Annotated in this window: 16 protein-coding genes; 8 read left to right on the plus strand and 8 right to left on the minus strand. The window is 68.9% G+C overall.

Annotated features, from left to right (window positions below):
* Positions 1–85: 85 nt before the first annotated feature.
* Genes OHA68_RS03230 through OHA68_RS03250 form a run of 5 tightly spaced genes read right to left on the minus strand, consistent with a single transcriptional unit; the run spans position 86 to position 6,510 of the window.
* Positions 86–1,009, minus strand: a complete 924-nt coding sequence (locus tag OHA68_RS03230) for a dihydrodipicolinate synthase family protein (RefSeq protein ID WP_327106290.1) — start codon at positions 1,007–1,009, stop codon at positions 86–88.
* Positions 1,006–1,995: an ABC transporter ATP-binding protein gene (locus tag OHA68_RS03235; protein WP_327106291.1), complete on the minus strand. Its 990-nt coding sequence runs from the start codon at positions 1,993–1,995 to the stop codon at positions 1,006–1,008. The genes OHA68_RS03230 and OHA68_RS03235 overlap by 4 nt, the downstream gene beginning before the upstream one ends.
* Positions 1,988–3,940, minus strand: coding sequence for a dipeptide/oligopeptide/nickel ABC transporter permease/ATP-binding protein (locus OHA68_RS03240; RefSeq protein ID WP_327106292.1), 1,953 nt, complete (start codon positions 3,938–3,940; stop codon positions 1,988–1,990). Before OHA68_RS03240 ends, OHA68_RS03235 begins: the two co-directional genes overlap by 8 nt.
* Entirely contained in the window at positions 3,937–4,896 is a 960-nt protein-coding gene (locus OHA68_RS03245) for an ABC transporter permease (protein WP_189136679.1), read from the minus strand. The genes OHA68_RS03240 and OHA68_RS03245 overlap by 4 nt, the downstream gene beginning before the upstream one ends.
* 6 nt (positions 4,897–4,902) lie before the next feature.
* On the minus strand, positions 4,903–6,510 hold the full coding sequence (locus OHA68_RS03250; RefSeq protein ID WP_327106293.1) for an ABC transporter substrate-binding protein: 1,608 nt from the start codon (positions 6,508–6,510) through the stop codon (positions 4,903–4,905).
* Positions 6,511–6,697: 187 nt separating this feature from the next.
* Here OHA68_RS03250 and OHA68_RS03255 point away from each other — a divergent pair, with 187 nt between their 5' ends.
* Both OHA68_RS03255 and OHA68_RS03260 read left to right on the plus strand, forming a co-directional pair.
* Entirely contained in the window at positions 6,698–7,417 is a 720-nt protein-coding gene (locus OHA68_RS03255; protein ID WP_327106294.1) for a FadR/GntR family transcriptional regulator, read from the plus strand.
* Positions 7,418–7,507: 90 nt separating this feature from the next.
* Positions 7,508–8,356 (plus strand): DUF4429 domain-containing protein, encoded by an 849-nt coding sequence (locus OHA68_RS03260; protein ID WP_327106295.1) that lies wholly within the window; start codon positions 7,508–7,510, stop codon positions 8,354–8,356.
* A gap of 48 nt (positions 8,357–8,404) precedes the next feature.
* Here the strand turns inward: OHA68_RS03260 and OHA68_RS03265 are convergent, their stop codons facing one another.
* Together OHA68_RS03265 and OHA68_RS03270 are read right to left on the minus strand one after the other, a co-directional pair.
* On the minus strand, positions 8,405–10,069 hold the full coding sequence (locus tag OHA68_RS03265) for a catalase (RefSeq protein WP_327106296.1): 1,665 nt from the start codon (positions 10,067–10,069) through the stop codon (positions 8,405–8,407).
* 4 nt (positions 10,070–10,073) lie between these two features.
* Entirely contained in the window at positions 10,074–11,060 is a 987-nt protein-coding gene (locus OHA68_RS03270; RefSeq protein ID WP_327106297.1) for an alpha/beta fold hydrolase, read from the minus strand.
* 102 nt (positions 11,061–11,162) lie between these two features.
* Here OHA68_RS03270 and OHA68_RS03275 point away from each other — a divergent pair, with 102 nt between their 5' ends.
* A complete protein-coding gene (locus OHA68_RS03275; protein WP_189136674.1) occupies positions 11,163–11,828 on the plus strand; it encodes a TetR/AcrR family transcriptional regulator in 666 nt (221 codons plus the stop codon).
* A 156-nt stretch (positions 11,829–11,984) separates the two neighbouring features.
* On the opposite strand, the gene OHA68_RS03280 is transcribed toward OHA68_RS03275, so the two are convergent.
* Positions 11,985–12,989, minus strand: coding sequence for a LacI family DNA-binding transcriptional regulator (locus OHA68_RS03280; protein ID WP_327106298.1), 1,005 nt, complete (start codon positions 12,987–12,989; stop codon positions 11,985–11,987).
* Positions 12,990–13,068: 79 nt separating this feature from the next.
* Here OHA68_RS03280 and OHA68_RS03285 point away from each other — a divergent pair, with 79 nt between their 5' ends.
* From OHA68_RS03285 to OHA68_RS03305, 5 genes are all read left to right on the plus strand, one after another.
* Positions 13,069–14,358: a polysaccharide pyruvyl transferase family protein gene (locus OHA68_RS03285; protein ID WP_327106299.1), complete on the plus strand. Its 1,290-nt coding sequence runs from the start codon at positions 13,069–13,071 to the stop codon at positions 14,356–14,358.
* Entirely contained in the window at positions 14,351–15,262 is a 912-nt protein-coding gene (locus OHA68_RS03290) for an ABC transporter permease (RefSeq protein WP_327106300.1), read from the plus strand. Before OHA68_RS03285 ends, OHA68_RS03290 begins: the two co-directional genes overlap by 8 nt.
* The gene (locus OHA68_RS03295; protein ID WP_327106301.1) at positions 15,259–16,221 is read left to right on the plus strand and encodes a carbohydrate ABC transporter permease; all 963 of its coding nucleotides are present in this window, start codon (positions 15,259–15,261) and stop codon (positions 16,219–16,221) included. Before OHA68_RS03290 ends, OHA68_RS03295 begins: the two co-directional genes overlap by 4 nt.
* 33 nt (positions 16,222–16,254) lie before the next feature.
* Positions 16,255–17,877 (plus strand): extracellular solute-binding protein, encoded by a 1,623-nt coding sequence (locus tag OHA68_RS03300; protein ID WP_327106302.1) that lies wholly within the window; start codon positions 16,255–16,257, stop codon positions 17,875–17,877.
* Positions 17,878–17,976: 99 nt separating this feature from the next.
* Positions 17,977–21,396, plus strand: coding sequence for an alginate lyase family protein (locus OHA68_RS03305; protein WP_327106303.1), 3,420 nt, complete (start codon positions 17,977–17,979; stop codon positions 21,394–21,396).
* The last annotated feature ends 123 nt before the right edge of the window (positions 21,397–21,519 follow it).

Raw genomic sequence — 21,519 nt, forward strand, 5'->3', positions numbered from 1 at the left:
TCCCGCCCACAACAGACCCGGCCCACGACAGACCCGGCCTACATCAGGACCGGCCTACATCAGGACCGGTCCACAGCAGGACCACCTACAGCAGGCCCGCCGCCGCCAGGTGTTTGCCGATCCGGCCGATCTCGTCGTCGTTCAGCGGGGTCTGCGGCATCGCCGTGGCCGGGTGGTCGATGATGCCGCGCAGGTGCAGCGCCGCCTTGAACGCGCCGAGCCCGGCGGAGCTGCCGCCCATCCGGGAGCCGCCGACGTGCACGATCTCGAAGAGCCTGACCAGGCGCTCCTGCTCCCGCCTGGCGGCCTCCCAGTCGCCCCGCGACGCTGACCTGACGAGGTTCACGTACCCGTGCGGGTCCACGTTGCCCAGGCCGGGCACCACGCCGTCGGCGCCCATCCACAGCGCCGCGTCCACGGTCACCTCCGACCCGGTCAGCACGCTGAACGGCGCCTCGCGGCGCAGGATCACCTGGCGCATCCCGCCGTCGTCGCCGCTGGAGTCCTTCACTCCGGCCAGCACCCCCTCGGCCGCCAGCTCCAGCAGCAGCTCGGCGGACAACTTGGTGTGTACGGAGACCGGCAGGTCATAGGCGTACAGCGGCACCCCGCCACCGGCGGCGATGGCCCGGAAATGGGTGCGGATCTCGGCCGGGTGGGTGCGCGTGTAGAACGGCGCCGTCGCCACCAGGCCGGACGCCCCGGCCGCGACCGCGACCCGCGCGTGCGCGAGCACCCGCGGCGCGGTCATGTCGATCACCCCGGCCAGCACCGGCACCTGCCCGCCCACATGGCCGACCACGGTGTCCAGCACCACCTTGCGCTGCGCGTCGGTCAGGTAGGCCACCTCCGAGGAGGACCCGAGCACGAACAGCGCGTCCACCCCGCCCGCCACCAGGTGGTCGACCAGTCGGGCCAGCGAGCCGGCGTCCACCTCCCCTTCGTGGGTCAACGGGGTGCACACCGGGGGGATCACACCGCTCAGCGTGGGGGTTACAGCCGTCGTCATGCGCGCTCCTGGATCAGTTGCAGGTCTGTGGCTCCCGCCGCCACCGGGTGGTGGCAGTGGTAGAGGTGCTCGTCGTCGGTGCCGGCCTCGGGCCAGGAGGCGCCGCACACGTCGTCGGCCCGCCAGCACCGGGTGCGGAACGGGCAGCCGCTGGGCGGCCTGGTCGCCGACGGGACCGTGCCGACCAGCGGGATCGGGTTGATCGGCGAGAGCAGGCCGGGGGTGGCGGAGAAGAGCGCCCGGGTGTACGGGTGCCGCGCCCCCAGAGGCAGGACCTCGGCGGGCGTCTGCTCGACGATCCTGCCGAGGTACATGGTGATGACCCGGTCGCTCATCCTGCGGACGGTCTGGATGTCGTGCGAGACGAACACCAGCGCCAGCCCGAGCCGTTCCTTCAGATCGAGCAGCAGGTTGAGGATCTGGGCCCGCACCGACACGTCCAGCGCGCTGGTCGGCTCGTCGGCGATGAGCAGCTCGGGCTCCAGCGCGAGCGCCCTGGCCACGGCCACCCGCTGACGCTGGCCGCCGGAGAGCTGGCTGGGCAACGCGTCGGCGGCACTGGCGGGCAAGCCGACGAGGTCGAGCAGCTCGCGTACCCGGGCGTCCCGCTGGGCGGGGGTGCCGCGCCGGTGCACGTTGAGCGGGTCGCGCAGGACCTGGCTGATCGGCAGGCGCCGGTTCAGCGCCGTGGACGGATCCTGGAAGATCATCCCGACGCTGGAGCCGATCGCCGCCCGCCGCTCGCTCTCCTTCAGCGCCCACAGGTCCCGGCCCCGGAAGGACACCGTCCCGGACGTGGGCGGCTGCAGCCCGACGAGCACCTTGGCCAGCGTGGACTTGCCGCAACCGGACTCCCCCACGACGCCGACCGTCTCACCGGCGCCGATGGTCATGCTGGCGCCGGTCAGCGCGTGCACGCGGTCGCGGGAGAAGATCCCGCCCGAGCGCGCCTTGTGCACCACGTGCACGTCCGTCAGCTCAAGCATGCTGCTCACTCCCCCGCGTCTCCTGGGTCTGGTCGAGGAGCACCGCCGGATGGTGGCAGGCCACCGCGTGCAGGCGGGCGTCGCCGTCCAGCGCCGGGGTGTCGGTACGGCACACCGCCGTGGCCATCGGGCACCGGTCGGCGAACCGGCAGCCCGCCGGGAAGTCCGCCGGTGACGGCACCACCCCGCGGATCTGGGTGAGCCGCTCGGCCCCCGACTCCAGCGACAGCACCGAGCCCAGCAGCCCCCGGGCGTAGTGGTGGGCCGGCGCGCCGACCAGGGCCGCGGTGGTCCCGGTCTCCACGATCTGCCCGCCGTACATGACCACCACGCGGTCGGTGACGTCGGCGACCAGCGCGAGGTCGTGCGAGACGAGGATGAGCGCGAAGCCCAGCTCCTCGCGCAGCCTGAGCAGCAGCTCGATGACCTGCGCCTGGACGGTCACGTCGAGGGCGGTGGTGGGCTCGTCGGCGACGATCAGCTTGGGCTCGCGGGACAGCGCCATCGCGATCAGCACCCGCTGCCGCTGCCCGCCGGACAGCTCGTGCGGGTAGGAGGTGAGCGTGCGGCGCGCGTCCAGGCCGACCAGGTCCAGCAGCTCGGCCGGAGTGCGCCGGCCGCCCCGGCGGGTGACCTGCTTGAGCTGGGCCTTGATGGTCATGGCCGGGTTCAGGGAGGAGAGCGCGTCCTGGTAGATCATCGCCATGTCATGGCCGAGCAGCTTCCTGCGCGCCTTGCGGGGCATGGTGAGCAGCTGCTCACCGGCGAAGGTGATCTCGCCGGTGACGCGGGCGTTGCCCGGTTGCAGGCCCATGACCGTCAGCGCGGTCAGCGACTTGCCGCAGCCGGACTCGCCGACCAGCCCGAGCACCTCGCCCGGCCGGACGTCGAAGCTGATGCCGTCGACGATGTCCACCCCGGCGTCGAACCCGATCCGCAGGTTCGCCACCGACAGGATCGGCGGCCCCTGCGGCAGCGGGCGGGCCCGCTCGGCCAGCCTGCGGGCGGCCTCGGCCAGGCCCGGCAGCTCGGTGATCTCGCCGGTGCCCGGCTCGGCCCGCTCGAAGGCGTCGTCGGCCTTGGGGACCGGGCGCCGGGCGGCCGGGGCGGCCCACGCGTCGGAGATGCCCTCGGACAGGATGTTCAGCGCGAGCACCGTGACCAGGATGAGCAGGCCGGGGAAGACCGTGCCCCACCAGCCGCCGAGCAGCACCAGGTTCTTGCCGTCGGCGATGACGCTGCCCCAGGACGGGTCCGGAGGGCGCACGCCCGCGCCGATGAACGACAGCGACGCCTCGAACACGATCGCGTCGGCCACCATCACCGTGCAGAAGACCAGCACCGGGGCCGCGCAGTTGATCGCGACGTGCTTGACGAGGATGTGCGGGGTGCGGGCGCCGATGACGCGCTCGGCCGCCACGTAGTCCTCGCCGTACTGGGCCAGCACGTTCGCCCGCACCACCCGGGCCACCGACGGCATGTAGAGGAAGGCCATGGCCATGACCAGCACCGTGATGCTGCCGCCGAACACGGCCACCAGCACCGCGGCCAGCGCGATCCCGGGGAAAGCCATGATCACGTCGAGCAGCCGCATGATCGTCTCGTCGACGGCCTTGCGGGAGGTGGCCGCGACCGCGCCGATGATCGCCCCGGTCACCAGGGCCAGACCGGTCGCGCCGAGGCCGATGATCAGCGACCAGCGGGCGCCGTACAGCAGCCTGGAGAAGATGTCGCGGTTGGCGCTGTCGAGCCCCATCCAGTGCTCGGCGGACGGGCCGCCGCCGAGCGAGTTCTGGAAGTACGGCGAGTGCGGCGCGAGGAGCGGCGCGAACAGCGCCGCCAGCACGACGACCAGCACGATGCCGACCGCCAGCCACGACAGCGGCGGCAGCCTCCTGAACGTCATGCCCGGCCGGGCCAGGCGCTCTGTCAGTCCTCGTCTCATGCGGCACTCCTGAGCCGGGGGTTGACCAGCAGGTAGAGGACGTCGACCGCGAGGTTGACGACCATGAAGCCGACCGCGATCGTCAGCACCACGCCCTGCACGACGGCGGGATCGCCGTCGCGCACCGCGTTGATCATGAGCTGGCCCATGCCGGGCAGGCCGTAGATGGTCTCGATGACCACGGTGCCGCCGATCAGGTAGCCGATCCGCAGGCCGAGCACGGTCAGCGGGTTGATCAGCGCGTTGCGCAGCACGTTGCGGCCGACCACCACGATCGGCGGCAGGCCGCTGCCGATCGCGGTGCGCACGTAGTCGCGGTCCAGCTCCTCCACCATCGAGGTGCGGATGATCCGGATGAGCTGGGCGGCGATCGGCAGCGACAGCGACAGGGCGGGCAGCGTCATGGAGCGCAGCCAGCCGGGGAAGGAGTCCGCCGGGTTGATGTAGCCGCCCGTCGGGAACAGGCCCTCACCCACCGCCAGCCACTGGATCATCAGCAGCGCCAGCCAGAACGACGGCGCCGCCACCCCGATCAGCGACACCATGCGGATCACCTGGTCCGGCCAGCGGTCCCGGAACAGCGCGCCGGCGACGCCGAACACCAGCGACAGCACGACGGCCACGGCCAGGCCGAGGAAGGTGAGCTGGAGCGTCAGCGGCAGCGCCGTCATGATCGACTCGATCACCGGCTTCTTGGTCAGCACGCTGGTGCCCATGTCGCCCTGCAGGAGGTCGCCGACGAAGCGCAGGTAGCGCAGCGGCAGCGGGTCCAGCAGGCCGTTCTCGACCTGGAACCGGTGGATCTGCTCGGCGGTCGGGTTGGCGCCCTGGAAGTAGGCGTACTCCGGCTTGCTGTTGGAGAAGCGCATCACGACGAAGACGAACGCGATGACGCCGAGCACGAGCGGGACCAGGATGAGGACCCGCCGCAGCAGCATTCTGGCGATGAGGACCATGGCGACTCAGGTGCGCTTGGCTTGGAGCACGTTGATGCCCGGGTAGGCCTGGGCCCGCACCCCGGAGATCTTCTTCGGGTCCCAGGCGGTCATCAGCTCGGTGTGCACGACCGGGTAGAGGACGGCCTGCTCAGCGATCACGTCCAGATATTTCTGGACCTTGGTGGTCTTGGCTGCCTTGTCCGGCTCCTGGGTGGCCTCGTCCATCAGCTTGAACAGGGCCTTGGCATCCTTGCTGCCGTCGAAGTGGGCGTACTTCATCCACAGGCCGCCCTCGACGAAGTTGTAGCGAAGGATCAGGTCGGCGTCCATGCCGAACTGGTTGGGGTTCGAGGCCGCCGCGACCACCTGATAGTCCTGGAACTGGTCCATCTTGGTGAACAGCGCGGCGGTGTCCTGCGGCTCCAGCGTGGTCTTGACGCCGATGGCCTCCCAGGAGGCGGCGATGGTCGGCAGGCAGTCGGCGAGCCAGCTCACGTTCACCGCCATCAGGTTGACCGTCAGGTTGTCGGCCCCGGCCTCCTTGAGCAGCGCCTTGGCCTTGTCCGGGTCGTAGTCGTAGACGACCGAGGCCCGCTTGTGGTCCGGGTGCCCCTCGTTGAGGAAGGAACTGGAGGCGGTGCCGTGGCCCTTGAGCGCCACGTCGATCATCTTCTGCTTGTCGATCGCGTAGTGCAGCGCCTGCCGCACCCGGACGTCGTCGAACGGCTTGGTCGCGGTGTTGAACATCAGGAACATGTGGTTCATGCCCGCGCCGCCCTCGACCGTGAGCCCCTGCTGCTTGAGCTGGTCCACGTTGGCGTACGGGATGTTGTCGGCGATCTGCGCCTCGGCCGAGCCGCCGGAGATCTTGGCGACCCGCGCCGCCGCGTCCACGATCGTCAGCCAGTTCATCTTCTGGACCGTGGCCGGGCGCGGCCCGTTGTAGTCCGCGAACGCCTCGAAGGCGGTGTTGGACTTGGGGTTGTGCTGGACCAGCTTGTACGGTCCCGAGCCGACGGCCTTGCCGCCCTTGGCCTGGTCCCACGCGCCCTGCTGGCCGAAGACGTGCTTGGGCATGATCTTGGCGATGGTCAGCCTCGGCGCCGCGTCCGGGAAGGCGTACTTGAAGGTGAGTTCGACCGTGCGGTCGTCGACCTTCTTGACCTCCCGCAGCCAGGACCGGAAGAAGTTGCCCACCAGCACGTTGGCCTCGGGGTCGAGGATCCGCTCGAAGGTGAAGACCACGTCGTCGGCGGTGACCGGCTTGCCGTCGTGCCACTTGGCGCCCTCGCGGAGGGTGAACGTCCAGGCGGTGGCGTTCGCGTCCGTGGGCAGGGCCGTCGCGAGCGCGGCGTAGGGCTCCCGGGTGATCGGGTCGGTGTCGAGCAGGCCCTCGTAGATGTGGTTGATGCCGGCCATGGCGAAGGCCGAGGCCGTCTGCGTCGGGTCCCAGCTCTGGTCGTTGCCGTAGCCGATGACGGCGGTGATCAGGTCCTTGTTCGATCCGGCGCCGACGGAGCCGGTCGAGGCCGGACCTCCGCTGCAGGCGGCGAGCGTGGACGCGATGATCGCGGCCGCGCCTGTCGCACCGCTGTAACGCAGGAAGTCGCGGCGGCTGAACTCAGAGCTCACGGATGCCTCCCGGGGGGTTGGTGCAGTATTGCTACCTGCGATGGGCCGCTCGGGGCGGCTATCATAGAACGTGGGACATCCCATGTCCCATGTTGTGCGTACGGTGGACGCTAGATGCCCGGCAGGGTTGTGGTCAACAGGAGGTTTCCGGAATGTTACGCAAAGGCCTAATGGAAAGGGATCCTTCATGACCGCTGTCCCGCGCCCCCGGCACCGTCCGAGCCGGGCCGTCGAGGCCCAGGAGGGGGTCAAGGAGCTCATCCTCCAGCGCGGGCTGGTGGCCGGCGCCCCACTCCCCACCGAGTCCGAGCTGATGGAGGAGCTGGGCGTCAGCCGCAACTCCATCCGGGAGGCGCTCAAGGCGCTGCAGGCCGTCGGCATCGTCGACATCCGGCACGGCTTCGGCATGTTCGTGGGCCGCATGTCCCTGGCCGGCCTCGTGGACGAGCTCGCCTTCCACAGCCGCATCACCCTCCAGGACGGCCGCAACGCGCTGGCCAACCTCATCGAGATCCGCGAGATCCTGGAGATCGGCCTGGTCCAGCGCCTCATCGACCTGGGCCCCGACGTCGACCTGACGCCCGTCGCCGACGTGATCGCCCGCATGGAGGCCGAGGCGGTGGTGGACGCCGTCTCACCGGAGACCGACCGGCTCTTTCACGACCTGCTCTACCGGCCGCTGGACAACGCGGTGGTCAGCCAGCTCCTGGGCGCGTTCTGGGACGTCTACCACCAGCTCCGCGATCACCTCGGCGCGCCTGACGAGACACCGGACGACGTGGTCCGGCGCCACCGCGACATCTACACGGCGGTGCTCGCGGGCGACAAGGCGCAGGCGATGGCGGCCGTCTACGCCCACTTCGACGGCGTACGCAACCGCCTGGCCAGGCTGCGCCCGCCCACCTGACCGACCTCTGCCGTGCCGTCCCAGGCCGGTGGTCGATTACCGACCAAAGGAGGTTATCGATCTCTGCCGTGCTGTCCTAGGCTGGTGGTCATGGCCGAAATGGCGGTGTCCGACGGGGTGTGGACGTTCAACGGCGAGACCCTGCGGGTCGTGCCGGGCAGCGGCCGGGACGTGCACGAGCTGCGCAAGACACTCGGCGAGCTGGTGATCTCGATCGAGGCGATCGCCGGCGTCACGTTCGAGCCGTCCCGCAAGGGCGGGCACCTGCGGTTACGGCTGCGCAAGGGGGCCGATCCGCTGACCGACGCGGTCGCCGGCTCGCTCGCCGCCCCCGCCGATCCCTACCGGCTGGCGATCCCCAAGGGGCGCACCGGCGCCGCCGAATACTTCGCCGACGAGATACGCGACGTGCTGACCGTGTGGCAGACGCCGAGCGCGCCGAGCGAGGAGTTCCTGCTGCCCGGCCCCGCCGTGCCGATCACGGCCAGCGCGGGCGACGGCACCGTCCACTTCGACGGCGAGCGGGTGCGCCTGGAATGGACCCCCTTCGCCGGCAGCGCCAAGGACGAGGCGGGCCCGCAGGAGTTCGCGCTGGCGGACCTGGCGGGCGTGGAGTGGAAGCCGCTGACCGGCATGGGTTACGGCTCGCTGCGCTTCCGGCTCAAGGGCGAGGGCCCCGACAAGCCGCCGCAGAAGGACCCCCGCTGCGTCTCCTGGGGCATACAGAAGTTCGGCGGCACGACCGCGCTCGTCGCCGCGGCCGTGCTCGCCCGCATCCCCCGTGGCCTCGCCGAGCTGCCCCCGCCGCCGAGCACGCCCGGCGAGACGGAGACCGTCCTGCGCCACCTGGCGGAGCTGGGCGAGCTGCACCGCTCCGGCGTGCTCACCGACGAGGAGTTCAGCACGGCCAAACAGGCCCTGCTCCGCCGCCTGGAGTGAGACGCGACCAGCAGGACGCACGCCCTGCCGCACCGGCTGGGGCGCGGATCAGGCTCGCTCGGCGTGCGCGGCCCGCTCGTTCGGCACGCAGTGGGTCATCTTCAGCCCGTGCACATCCCGCTGCCCGTTCGCGCCCAGCTTGGCCAGCCGGTCGCGGTCCTCGTCGGTCAGGTCCTGGCCGGCGAGCGGCTCCAGGCCGCTGACGTCGTCGGGCGTGATGCCGAGTCCCTCGCCGACGCGCAACCCCAGCTCGTCCTCCACGAGCAGCAGGTGCCACACCATGCGCTCGGCGACCCGGCGCTCGCACTGCTTGAACAGGGCGACGAAGTTGTTCACCAGGTCGTCCCGCTCCCACTGCTCCATCAGCAGATAGCGCTGGCCGGCCTGCGCGTAGTCGTTGGTCCGGGGAATGCGCTTACGGGTGAGCCGCCCGGAGATGACCGGCCCCTCCTCGTCCACGGTCGGATACTCCGCCTCGCGCAGCCCGCCGAGCAGCGACGGCTCGTAGTTGATGTGCGGCGACTCCCCGGCCGAGTCCACGAAGTACGTCATCAGACCGTCGCGCTGGTTGGTCCTGATCTCCGCGTTCTTCGCCTGGTTGACGGGCAGCTGCAGGTAGTTCGGGCCGACCCGGTAGCGCTGCGTGTCGCTGTAGGAGAAGGTCCGGCCGACCAGCATCTTGTCCTCGGAGAAGTCCAGGCCGTCGACCAGGACGCCGGTGCCGAAGGAGATCTGCTCGTTCTCGGCGAAGTTGTTGCCCACCGCCTTGTCGAGCACCATCCGCCCCACCGGCCTGGCCGGGAACTCGTTCTCCGGCCACACCTTGGTGTCGTCGAGCGGGTCGAAGTCCAGCTCGGGATGCTCCTCGTCGCTCATCATCTGCACGAGCAGCTCCCACTCGGGATACTCGCCCCGCTCGATGGCGTCGCGCAGATCCTTGGTGGCGTGCCCCAGCTCCTGCCCCTGGATCACCGCCGCGTCGGCCTCGGTCATGCTCCGCACGCCCTGCTTGGGCATCCAGTGATACTTGACCAAAACCGTGTCGCCCTGCTGGTTGACCCACTTGTAGGTGTTGACGCCGAATCCCTGCATGTGCCGGTAGTCGGCGGGGACCCCACGCGGGCTGAACAGATTGACGAGCATGTGCATGCACTCCGGCGTCTGCGACATGAAGTCGAAGATCCGGTTCGGCTCCTGCCTGAACGTGACCGGGTCCGGCTTGAGCGCGTGGATCACATCAGGGAACTTGATCGCGTCCCTGATGAAGAAGACCGCCAGGTTGTTGCCGACCAGGTCCCAGTTGCCGTCCTCGGTGTAGAACTTGACCGCGAACCCCCGCGGGTCCCGGGCGGTCTCCGCCGAGTCCCGCCCGCCGATCACGGTGGAGAACCGCACCGCCACATCGGTCCGCTTGCCCGCCTCCTGGAACAGCTTGGCCCGGGTGAACCGGCTGATCGGCTCGTCGCCGATCGTGCCGTACGCCTCGAAAAAGCCGTAGGCCGTCGTCCCCCTGGCATGCACGACGCGCTCGGGGATGCGCTCACGGTCGAAGTGACTGATCTTCTCCAGGAACTGGTAGTTCTCCAGCGTCGCCGGACCTCGTGCGCCCACGGTCCGCTGGTTCTGATTGTCGTAGACCGGGTGCCCCTGCCGGTTGGTCAGCACCTCACGCCGGTCGCCAGGCCCAGATCCCTGGCCGGAAACATCAGTCATGTCACTATTCCTCTCCTCCGGTGTCCTGTTCCCCCGCTGCCCCCAAGCGGCCGTGCGACACCGGCAAAGACTCACCCAGCGCGGTGGGCCGGTCGAGGAGTTGGAGGCCGAGAACCTCGTCGACAATCGCGTCCCACACGGGCTCGGGCAGTTCGTGACCGACGCCTGGGAGGATCCGCAGGCGCGCACCTGGGACGCGAACCGCGATCCGGCGGGCCGCGCGGGGGTGGATCAAGGGGTCGCCCGCCCCGTGCAGCACCAGCGTGGGCGCCTTGATCGTACTGATCGGCGGGCCGTGCCATTGGGCGCCGATCTGACGACTCTGGCTTCGCGCGTCCCGGACGCCCGCGTCGGCGATGCGCGTGATCGTCTCGCGAGAGGAACGCTCGTCGAACGGGTAACCGGGCGAGGAGATGAGCCGGGCGACGGCGACACCGGATTCGATGTCGCCTTCGACCGTGTCGGGAAATTTCAGGCGCGAAAGCTTGACGAGCGTGCTCAGCCGGACGTACCGGATGGTCTCCAGGCCCGCTGCGTCGCCGGGGACGGCCGACATCGTCGTCAGCGTGCGGACACGACTGGGGTGCCGTATGGCGATGCGCTGGGCGATGGCGCCGCCGAGCGAGACGCCGAACAGGTGCGCGGACTCCCAGCCCAGCGCGTCCAGCACGGCGATCGCGTCGTCGGTCATCTCCTCTGCGGTGTAGGCCGCACCGCGCCTGCCGAGCAGCGCCGCGATGGGGCTGCGTGCCGCGGTGGCCGGCAGGCGGGTGGACTGCCCCGCGTCCCGCTGGTCGTAGCGGGCCACGGCGAAGCCGCGTGCGCCGAAGGCCTCGCTCAGTCCCTGGGGCCACCACAGCCGGGAGACGCCGAGGCCGGCGATCAGCAGCAGAGGTTCTCCCTGATCGTTGCCGGTCAGCCGGTCGAAGGCCAAGCGGACGTCGGCGTGTGCGGCCCAGCGGACCGGAGTCCACGCCTGGGATGTGTTCACGACTGCCCCTCAATACTGCGATCGATGTTCGCGGTATTCTACGATAGTCGGTATACCCAGGCAGAAGGAGGGCGGGTGTCCGAAGAACCGGCGAGCATATGGATGAGACCCGAACGGGGCGCGCGCGGTCCCGCACCCGAACGCAGCCGGGCGCAGATCGCCGTGGTCGCCATCGACCTGGCCAATGCGGGCGGGCTGGCGGCTGTGTCCACCAGGCAGATCGCCAAGGTGCTCGGCACCGGCCCCGCCTCCCTCTATCGGTATGTCGCCACGCGTGACGACCTCATCGACCTGATGCACGACGCCGTGACCGGCGAGGTCGACCTCAGCGTCCCGCTCACCGGCGATCCGGTCGAAGACCTCCTCTCACTGGCCGTCCGCACCAAAGACCTTTACCTGCGATATCCCTGGCTTCTGGACGTCCCCGTCGAACGAACCCGGCTGGGCCCGCACGCCGCCGACTACCTGGAGCACGCGCTGCGTGCCCTCCAGCACGTACCGATGACGGGACGCCAGAAGCTCGAGGCCATCAGCCTGTTGAACGGCCTGGTGACGCTGTTCGCGCACATCGAGATTCAGGAACGGCGAACGCCCACGGCCCGCCAAGCCGCCCAGGCGGCCTATCGAGCCCAGCTCGCCGCCGACGGGCGCCACCCTCTGATCGCGGCTGCCATGGCGGACTCGACCCTCGACCCACCCGACGATCCCCGGCGATCATTCGAGCGCATGACACGGCGGCTTCTCACCGGGCTGGGGTTGCCGGAGTGACGGCGGTCGCCGGCTCTGTCCCGGACGCCACGCTCGCCGACGCGGGCCGGCACTGCCCGGCATGCCCGCGGTTACAGCGCCACCGATCATAGCCACCCGGGCCCCATCACATGGGCTGACGACCATCGATATGAGCCGCGGGCGATCATGCGAACGCTAATCGCGGATCCGGGTCAGAGCAGTCGCTGAGTCACGGATCACCAGTTTGGGCTCGGGGTCGGTGATGACACCGCCTGCGCTTGGCCGCCCCGCGATCAGGTCGTAAAGCGCCTCGACGCCGGCCCGGCCGAGTTGGTACATGGGCATCCGGACTGCGGTGACGGCCGGGCGCAGGTGTTGCATCAGGTCGACGTCGTGGATGCCGACCACCGACAGCTGGTCGGGGATGGCGATGCCGAGGTCGCTTGCGGCGGCCAGGACCCCGACCGCGCTCATGATGTTGTTGACGACGATGGCGGTCGGCGCGGTTGCCGCCTGCATGGCCTGCCGGACCCCGTCGGCGCCGGCCTGCTCACCGAACCCGGTGGCCAGGTGCGGGGCCGGGGTCAGCCCGGCGGCGTCCATCGCCTGCTGGTAGCCCAGGTAGCGCTGCTGGGAGATGTATCCCGAGCCCCCGACGAAGACGATGTGGCGGTGGTGGAGGTTGACCAGGAATCGGGTAGCGATCTCGCTTGCGCGGCGATCGTCTATGTCGATCCAGGGATGGTCCAGTGCGTGTTCCAGGATGAGGATCGGCTTGGGGTGGGAGCTGAGTTCGGCCATCACGTCGTCGTCCAGCAGCCCTTCGCCGCGGATCAGAATGCCATCGACCGTGCCCTGGCTGAGCAGCCGGGTCAGGAACTGGCTGCCGGAGCGCATCGTCTCGGCATCGCCCAGCAGGACCGTCGCGCCGTGCTCCGCCGCCGCCTCGTAGACCCCATGCCGCAGCGGTCCGTAGACCGGGTTGTCGATCTTGTTGAGGATCATCGCGATCATGTCGGTCTGGTTGAGCCGCAGCGAGCGCGCCGTCTGGTTCGGCTGGTAGCCCAACTGCTGCATCGCCTGGAGCACCCGGGTGCGGGTGGATTCCTTCATCCGGGTGTGGCTCGTGCCGTTGACCACCGCCGACACCACGGCGAGTGACACCCCAGCCGCCCGTGCGACGTCACGTTGCGTTGCCATGGTGAAAGCCTACTCGGTTATTGACGTAACGTCTCATCATCCCTATGTTGAATTAACGTTACGTCAACAAGGAGTATCTATGACATCGACACGTCGCACCGTCCTCCTGCGGTCCTCCTGGGCGACGGTGAACATCGGCGACGTGGCTCACTCCCCTGGCGTGGTGCGGGCGTTTCAGCGGTTCGCCCCCGAGGTCGAGGTCATCCTCTGGCCGGTGCGGCTGGAGGAGCGCGAACGATCCATGCTGCGGCACACGTTTCCCGACCTGCGCGTCGTCGATGGCACTCTCGACGGGGACGGGCCGAGCACCCCGGAGTTGGCCGCCGCCATCGACGGCGCGGACGTCCTCATGCACGGATCGGGCGCCGACGCCTTCCAGAGCACCGAGATCGATTGGTGGCGCGAGCATGTGGGCCGCCCGTACGGGTACTTCGGGGTCACCGTGGATCCGCTGTGCCCACCGACCATGGCGACGCTGCCGGAGCTGACACAGATGGTCGATCTGCTCCCACCGTCCTATCTCAAGGACGACGTCAAGGACCGTTTCGACAGCGCCGACTTCGTGTACTGCCGCGAAACGCTGACCCTGGCCACCCTGCGCGGCCAGAAGATAACCGGGCCCGACCTCGCCTTCGGGCCGGATGGCACGTTCGCGTTCGACCACACTGACGCCGTCGCCGCCGCTCGCCTGCTGGAGGAGTTCGGCCTGCAGCCTGGCCGGTTCGCCTGCTTCGTCCCGCGGCTGCGCTACGCCCCCTACGCGAAGATCTACGGCACGGAACCGACCCGCGAGCAGATGCGGCGCGACGCGATCAACCGGGCCACCGTGACGCACGACCTGGCGGTGCTGGCGGCGGCGATCGAGACCTGGGTACGCGTCAGCGGCCTGCCGGCCGTCGTGGTGCCCGAGATGAGCTATGCCGTCGAGCTCGCCCACGAGCAGCTTCCCAGCCTGCTCAGCCCGCAGACGCTCGGTCAGGTCCAGATCCTGGACCGGTACTGGCCGCTGGAGGAGGCGACCGGCGTCTACGCCGTCTCGTCGCTGGTGGTCAGCATGGAGTGTCATTCGCCGATCATGGCCGCGCGACATGCGATCCCGACGATTTACCTGCGGCAGCCGACCGAGACCACGAAGTCCCAGATGTTCGCCGACCTCGGCGCCCCGGACCTGGTGATCGAGCTCGACCATCGTGCCGCGGCGACGGTCGTCGCGGCGGTCACCGACATCGCGACCGACCCGGCGCCCGCGGTCGCCCGGAGCAGGAGGGTCGCGGCCAATGCCGACGACCGGCTGCGGGCGGCGGTGCAAGCCTGCGTCGCGGGCCGGCCCGTCGGCCGGCCCGCACCGGTGGAGACCGGCGATGCGTAGCCTGCGCGACCGCTGGCGGCGCGACCGGGTCCTGCTGCTGCTGGCGCTTCCCGGGGTCACGGTGCTGCTGCTGTTCCACTATCTGCCGCTCGGCGGGAACGTCATCGCGTTCCAGGACTTCCAGCCGTTCCTCGGAATCTGGCACAGCCCGTACGTCGGGCTGGACAACTTCGAGCCGGTGCTCACCGGCGACCCGGTGTTCCTCAACGCACTCGTCAACACACTGATCATCACGCTGATCCAGGTGGTCTTCGTGTTCCCGCTGCCGATCTGCCTCGCGTTGATCCTGAACGCGACCATCAGTGAACGGCTCAAACGCCTCACCCAGTCGATCCTCTACATGCCGCACTTCCTGTCCTGGGTCATCGTGGTCGCCCTGTTCCAGCAGATGTTCGGCAACGGCGGGATGCTCAACGCCTGGCTGCGCTCGGCCGACCTGTCCACGTTCTCCATCGTCGGCGTACCCGAGTTGTTCAAACTCATGATCACATCACAGGTGATCTGGAAGGACACCGGCTGGTCGACGATCATCTTCCTCGCCGCACTGTCCAGAGTGGATCCGGCGCAGATGGAGGCCGCGGTGGTGGACGGCGCCTCGGCGGCTCGCCGCCTGTGGCACGTGACCCTGCCCTACATCCGCCCGGTGATCGTCCTGCTGCTGATTCTGCGGCTCGGTGACTCGCTGTCCGTCGGGTTCGAGCAGATCATCCTGCAGCAGGCACAGGTCGGTGCCGGCGCCAGCGAAGTACTCGACACCTACGTCTACAACCACGGGATCGTCGGCGGCGACTGGGGCACCGCGGCCGCGGTGGGACTGATCAAAGGCATTGTCGGTGTCGCGCTCGTGCTCGGCGCCAACCGGTTGGCCCACGCCCTGGGCGAGCAGGGGGTGTACGCCAAATGACGAGCCGACCTGCGCCGACCGCGGTGTCCGGGGCGCGCCCCGCCGCCCGTACAAGGCCACGCCCGAGCCGCAGCGGGCGGCCGGCCTGGATGGGCGAGCCGAGCAAGCTGGGGGTCGGTGCGCGGGGACTCGTGCTCGGCCTGGGCTGCCTGGCGGTTCTGGTGCCGTTCTGGGCGGTGCTCATGACCAGCATCGCCTCCCCGGAGGAGCTCAACAGGGCGGGCGGCTTCGTGCTGTGGACGAACGAACCGACGCTGGACTCCTACCGGGCCGTCCTGTCCGGCGGAATCGTCACCCGTGCGCTGCTGGTGAGCGCCGGCATCACCGCGGTCGGCACGGCACTCAGCCTCGTCAGCACGATCGCTCTGGCGTACGCGCTGTCGCGGCCAGGTGCGTTGCTGCAGAAGCCGATCCTGCTGATGACGGTGTTCACCCTGCTGTTCAACCCGGGCATCATCCCGATGTACCTGACGGTCAAACAGCTCGGCCTGCTGGACAGCTACCTGGCACTGATCCTGCCGGTGCTGGTGAACGCGTTCAACGTCATCGTCATGCGCGCGTTCTTCCAGGGAATCCCCGGCGAGCTGCGGGAAAGCGCCTATATAGACGGTGCCGGGGAGATGCGCGTCCTGCTGCGGATCGTCCTGCCACTGTCGAAGGCGGTCGTCTCCGTGATCGGGCTGTTCTACGCGGTGGCGTACTGGAACGCCTTCTTCTCCGCGATGTTGTACCTCCAGTCGTCGGAGAAGTGGCCGCTGCAACTGGTGCTGCGCACCTACGTCGTCAACAACACCCCGATCGGGTCCGACCAGCTCAGCTCGAACCTGGAGAACCTGCCACCACAGATCTCCGTCCAGATGGCGATTCTCGTCATCTCCGTCCTGCCCATCCTGTTCATCTACCCCTTCATCCAAAAGCACTTCGCCAAGGGACTCATGGTCGGCGCCGTCAAGGGCTGACCGGTCGTCCGCGCAGTGTGGCAAGGAGACGTCATGGCACCCACCTTCAGCCGCCGCCACGTCCTGGCACTCGGCGCGGCAACAGGGCTGGCCCCGCTGCTCGGGGCCTGCGGCGACGGCAGCCCGAGTTCGCCGAACAGCTCGACCGGGTCGGTCAAGCTGCCCACCTACAAGCCCGTCACCGCGGTCACGCCCGACCTGGCCGCCGCGCCGGCCGGGGTTTCGCCGGGATACTTCACCTACCCGGCCGCCTCCAGCGCCGCATCACAACCGGTGCGGGGCGAAGCCGTCACGGCACTGACGTACACCTACGACCCGATCGCCCCCGCGCTCGGCTCGAACCCCTACTGGCAGAACCTCAACAGCAAACTCGGCACCGAACTGAAGATCACGTACGTCGCCTCGACCGACTACAAGAGCAAGGTCGCCACGACCATCGCCGGTGGCGATCTGCCCGACATGGTGGCCGTCCAGGGCGTTGTCCAGCAGATGCCGGCCATGCTGAAGGCGACATTCACCGACCTCACCGAGTACCTGTCCGGGGACGCGGTCCTCGCCTACCCGAACCTCGCCGCCCTGCCCACCGATGCCTGGCGCAGCACCGTCTACGACCAGCGGATCTGGGGCATTCCCGTGCCGCGGGCACGGATCGGCACCGTGCTGTACACCCGGGCCGACCTGCTGGCCAAGGCAGGACTCAGCCTCCAGCCCCGTTCGTTGGCCGAGTTCAAGGAGATGGCGGGCGCGCTGACCGACGAGCGGGCCGGTCGGTGGGCGTTCGGACAGATCCCGTTCAACACGATCCTTGAGATGAACGGGATCACCGGCAACTGGCCCGGCGGCACCGGCGTCTGGCAGGCCGAAGGTGGCGTCTTCACCCACTCCGGGACGACACCGCAGTTCATGCAGGCCCTCGAGGACACCGTCGAGCTGGTGAAGTCGGGGGTGGTGCATCCCGACCACGCGGGCGCGCCCAACACGAAGCGCAACGCGTGGATGCTGGCCGGCACGACCTCGTTCACCATCGGCGGGTACGCCGGGTGGGGCAAGTTCTACGGCCAGGCGAAAGACGTGCCCGGCTTCCGCCTGACCGGCATGCTCTCGCCCACCCGAGACGGCACAGGGACGCGGGTACGCACGCCCGGCCCGACCCTGTCCAGCTTCACCGCTGTGGCCAAGACCGACAACGCCGACCGGATCAAACAGATCCTCAAGGTCCTCGACTGGTTGTGCGCACCCTTCGGCAGCAGCGAGTACCTGGCCCTCCGGTACGGCGTCGAGGGCCAGACGTTCACCCGCAACGGCTCCGACCCGACCCTCACCGAGGGCGGGCGCAGCCAGATATTCCTGCCGGTGCGGTACCTCGCCGAAGCATCGCCCGTCATCTACGAGCCGGGCAACCGCCAGGCCGTACAGGACCAGCACGACCACCAGGCCGCCGGCGTCCCGCTGGCCGTCGCGGACCCGACCCTCGGGCTGTACTCGGAGACCGCCGCCAGCAAGGCTGCCAGCGAGCAGCAGGAACTGGACTCGGTGCTGCTGGAGATCCAGCTGGGGAACAAGCCCGTCTCGGCGTGGCAGCCGGCCATCAAGAAGTTCATGGACCGGGTGGGCAACAAGATCAAGGCCGAGTACGAGGAGCAGGCGGGTGGTTGACGTGGACTCAGCTGACACTCTCACAGGGTTAGGGAGAAGACAGTGGTGAGACGGAGCACGTTACGTTGGTACACGCGTCGTCGGGTCCGTGCGGCGGTCGTGCTGGCTCTGGTGGCGGCGTTTCTTTCGCCGGGCAGTGCCGCCTTCGCCGACATGTCGGATCTCGGCAGGCTGCTCGACCTGACGCGCCCGGGGCTCAGCGCGGTGGCGGCCAAGTTGGCCGCCGGTGATGAAGCGGGCGCCGCGAGCGAGCTCAAGGTGTATTACGCGGGCCGCGCCGACGTCCACTACCCGGCTCCGGCCGAGGGCCTGGGCGGTGGCGACTCGGGCCCCGACGAGCTCGCGGCGGGGATCTTCCGGTTCGGCGCCGAGACCCGCACCTTCTACAACAGCGCCGAGCAGCGGATCGACATCGACTGGCAGGACCTTTGGGGTGGGACGCAGACCACCCCGGGCGGCGCGCAGACCTTGATGAGCGACTTCACGTTCATCCCCAAACTGACCTACGCCTACGTGTCCGAAAGCGATCCGGCAAAGCGTGCGGCGTACGCGGCGGCCTGGATGGACATCTCGCTGGACTTCTTCGCCGACAATCAGAGCTGGCCGCAGGGCCGCAACCTGTCGGCGGCCAAGCGGCTCGCCCAGCTGGTCAGCGCGTTCTCCGTGTTCCGGACCGATCCTGGCATCGACGCGAGCGATCTCGTGAAGTACCTGTCCGGCGCGCACGCCACGACGGGCTTCCTCGCCGGCGTGATGCAGATACATGTCGGAAACAACTGGTATGTGTCGATGGCCCGCTCCGTCCACGCGGCAGCCGTGTATCTGCCCGAGTTCTCGTCATCGCCTGGCTGGGAGTGGTTCGCGGTGCGCTCGGCCGAGCGGTTCCTGCGCGCGCATGTGAAGGGCGACGGTGTGTACCGCGAGCCGGCGTTCAACTATCAGGCATACGTCGCGGATGTCATCAACTCCGTCATAGCAGTCGCGAATGCCAACGGGCGAACCGTTCCTGATTCGCTCGTCCAGGGGGCGGACTGGATCGCGGATTCGCTGTTCGCGACCCGTCAGCCAAATCTCGAACCCGCGGCGATCGGCGACACGCCGAACAACTACGCGGGTACGTCGGCCATTCGCAGGAGCGGTGTACGCAACTCCTGGCCCGATTTCACCTGGGTCGCCTCCGGCCGAACGGAGGGGACCGCCCCGACGCTGTCGTCCACGGTGTTTCCGATCAGCTTCGCGGTTCAGCGTTCCGGGTGGGACGCCGATGCCCGGTACATGCTGATCAACAACCAGAATTCCAGTTACACCGCCTCGCATCGGCATCCGGACGACCTCAGCCTGGTGATGGCGGCGTACGGGCGTCCGCTGATCGTCGACTCCGGAGTGGGGGACTACAGCGCGACCGACACGAACAACTGGATGCGCCGTGAGACCGAGGCGCACAACACCATCGAGGTCGACGGAGAGCCGCAGGCCAAAGGCGTTCCCCGCACGACGTCACTGTGGCGCTCGAACGCGGGCCTCGACATCTACCGCGGTGCGGCGATGGGCTACCGGCCGGTCGCGCACGACCGCGCGGTCTACTTCATCAAGCCCGGCTTCTGGGTGGTCTCCGACGACCTCACCGGTGACACCGCCGCGCACGAATACCGGCAGCTCTGGCACTTCCCCGGTGATCCGGTGACCGTCAATCCGACGACGAAGGTCGCCACGGTCGGGTTCGACACCGTGCCCGGAGCCGCACCCGTCGCCGGCGTGCGGCTCATCCCGGTGGCCACGGCCGGCGCCGCGGTGACCCCCAGGGTCCACAAGAATGGCGCCGTACGCGTCGGTGAGCGGGTACTCACCGACGTCGACTACCTGTCGTACGACTGGTCCTCCACCGGGCCGACGGGACTGGACACGGTCGTGGTTCCCGGCCAGGCCGGCGCGGCGCCCTCGGTGACGGCGAAGCGCATCCCCATGCCCGGGGTGAGTCACTCCGTGGCGACGGCGATGGAGATCGCCCTGCCGGACGCGACCGGACGCTTCTACCTGTCGCGCGAGGCGACTCCCTCGTCGAGGGCGTTCGGGGCCGCCACGACCAACGCCGAGACCGCGTACCTCGAGCGTGCTTCGGGCGGCGGGCTTACCAGGTACGCGCTGACCAGAGGGTCGTCGCTGATCGACCAAGGCAACACCGTTATCAGCGCATCCGCACCGGTGTCCGATGTCAGTGTGGAACTGCGCGGCGCGACCGCCCGGATCTCGCTGGGGGACCCGTTCACCGGCACGCTCTCCATCAACGCGCCGAACGCGAACGCGGTGAAGGTGAACGACACCCCGATCGCGTTCACCCGCACGGGCAACCTCATCACCGTGTCACTCGAGGAACACTTCGCCCCGGCACCCGTGCTCAACGACGAGTTCGACGATGCCGGGCTGGACCGCACCGTTCATGACTTCAACGGATCCTTCGGCGGCTGGACGCCGGTCCAGGGGACCTGGGCGCTGACCGGCGCACAGCCGGACACGCAGCTGGCACAGACCTCGACTGCGGACATGATGTCGTTCGCGGCGCTGCGGGACGTACCCGATGACGTGGTCATGGCCGCGGACATCGTTCCCGGACCACGCGGGCAGACGACATCCCGTACCGGTCTCGCGTTCCGCTACCACGATTCCCACAACTACTACCGGGCCGAAGTGCTCAACTCCACGTCGGGAGCGACGCTGAAGCTCGTGAAGATATACGACTCCAAGACCGAGATTCTCGCGGAGACCGAGCTGCCGAGCGGCGCCAACGTCCCGCACAAGCTGGTCGTATCCGCGATCGGGAAGCATCTGAGCGCCAAAGTCGGCGACACGTCGATCTCCGCGGACGACGGACAGTTGCCGACGGGTGGTGCCGCCGCCTTCACGCATCGGCGGGCCGCGACCTTCGACAACATCGTGATCAGGGAAGGGCTCGATCAGGCCAATTGGCGAGGAATAACAGGGTCCGTGTCCGTCGCCTCGGGCAAGTTGCGCCTCACGCCGCCTTCCGGTGGCCGGGCGCACGTACTGGCCGACTCGACACTGCCGGCGCGCTTCTCCGAGGCGTGCGACTATGCCGTGGAGACCACGGTCACGATCGACGGCTCCGTCGGTAACGCGGGAATCTCGCTGCGAGACACCACGGACGCGTACGGGTATCGGATCCACGTCGGCAAGACGAGCAACGGAACCCAGTACGCGAGCATCATCCGCGAGGCGCACGCGTCGGGTCCCGTCACCGTGGCCACGGCATCCATCAGCAACCCGTTGACAGGTCCCGTGCGACTGGGTGCGGCGATTCACGGCGACCGCATCACCGTGACGTTGAACGGCGTTGAGATCCTGAAGGATCGCGACACCGTTGTGCGCAGCGGCGGTGTCGGGCTTTACGCATCCACGGAGAGCTCGTTCGAGAACGTCACTGTCGCTCGGTCCTGCGGGGGGCGGGAGCGCCTGCGGCCACGTGCCCCCGGCGCCGGCAACCGCTGGGACCACCACGACTAAGCGGTCTCGCTCGTAAGCTTCGCGCCGGTCGGCACCCTGGCCGACCGGCGCCCCCATCAAGCCCGATGAGCCAGGAAGATCGATACGTCGACCGCCCGGCCATGTGCCGGAAACCGTGCCGAA

The organism is Nonomuraea glycinis (genome assembly GCF_035920485.1).
Taxonomy (GTDB): Bacteria; Actinomycetota; Actinomycetes; order Streptosporangiales; family Streptosporangiaceae; genus Nonomuraea; species Nonomuraea glycinis.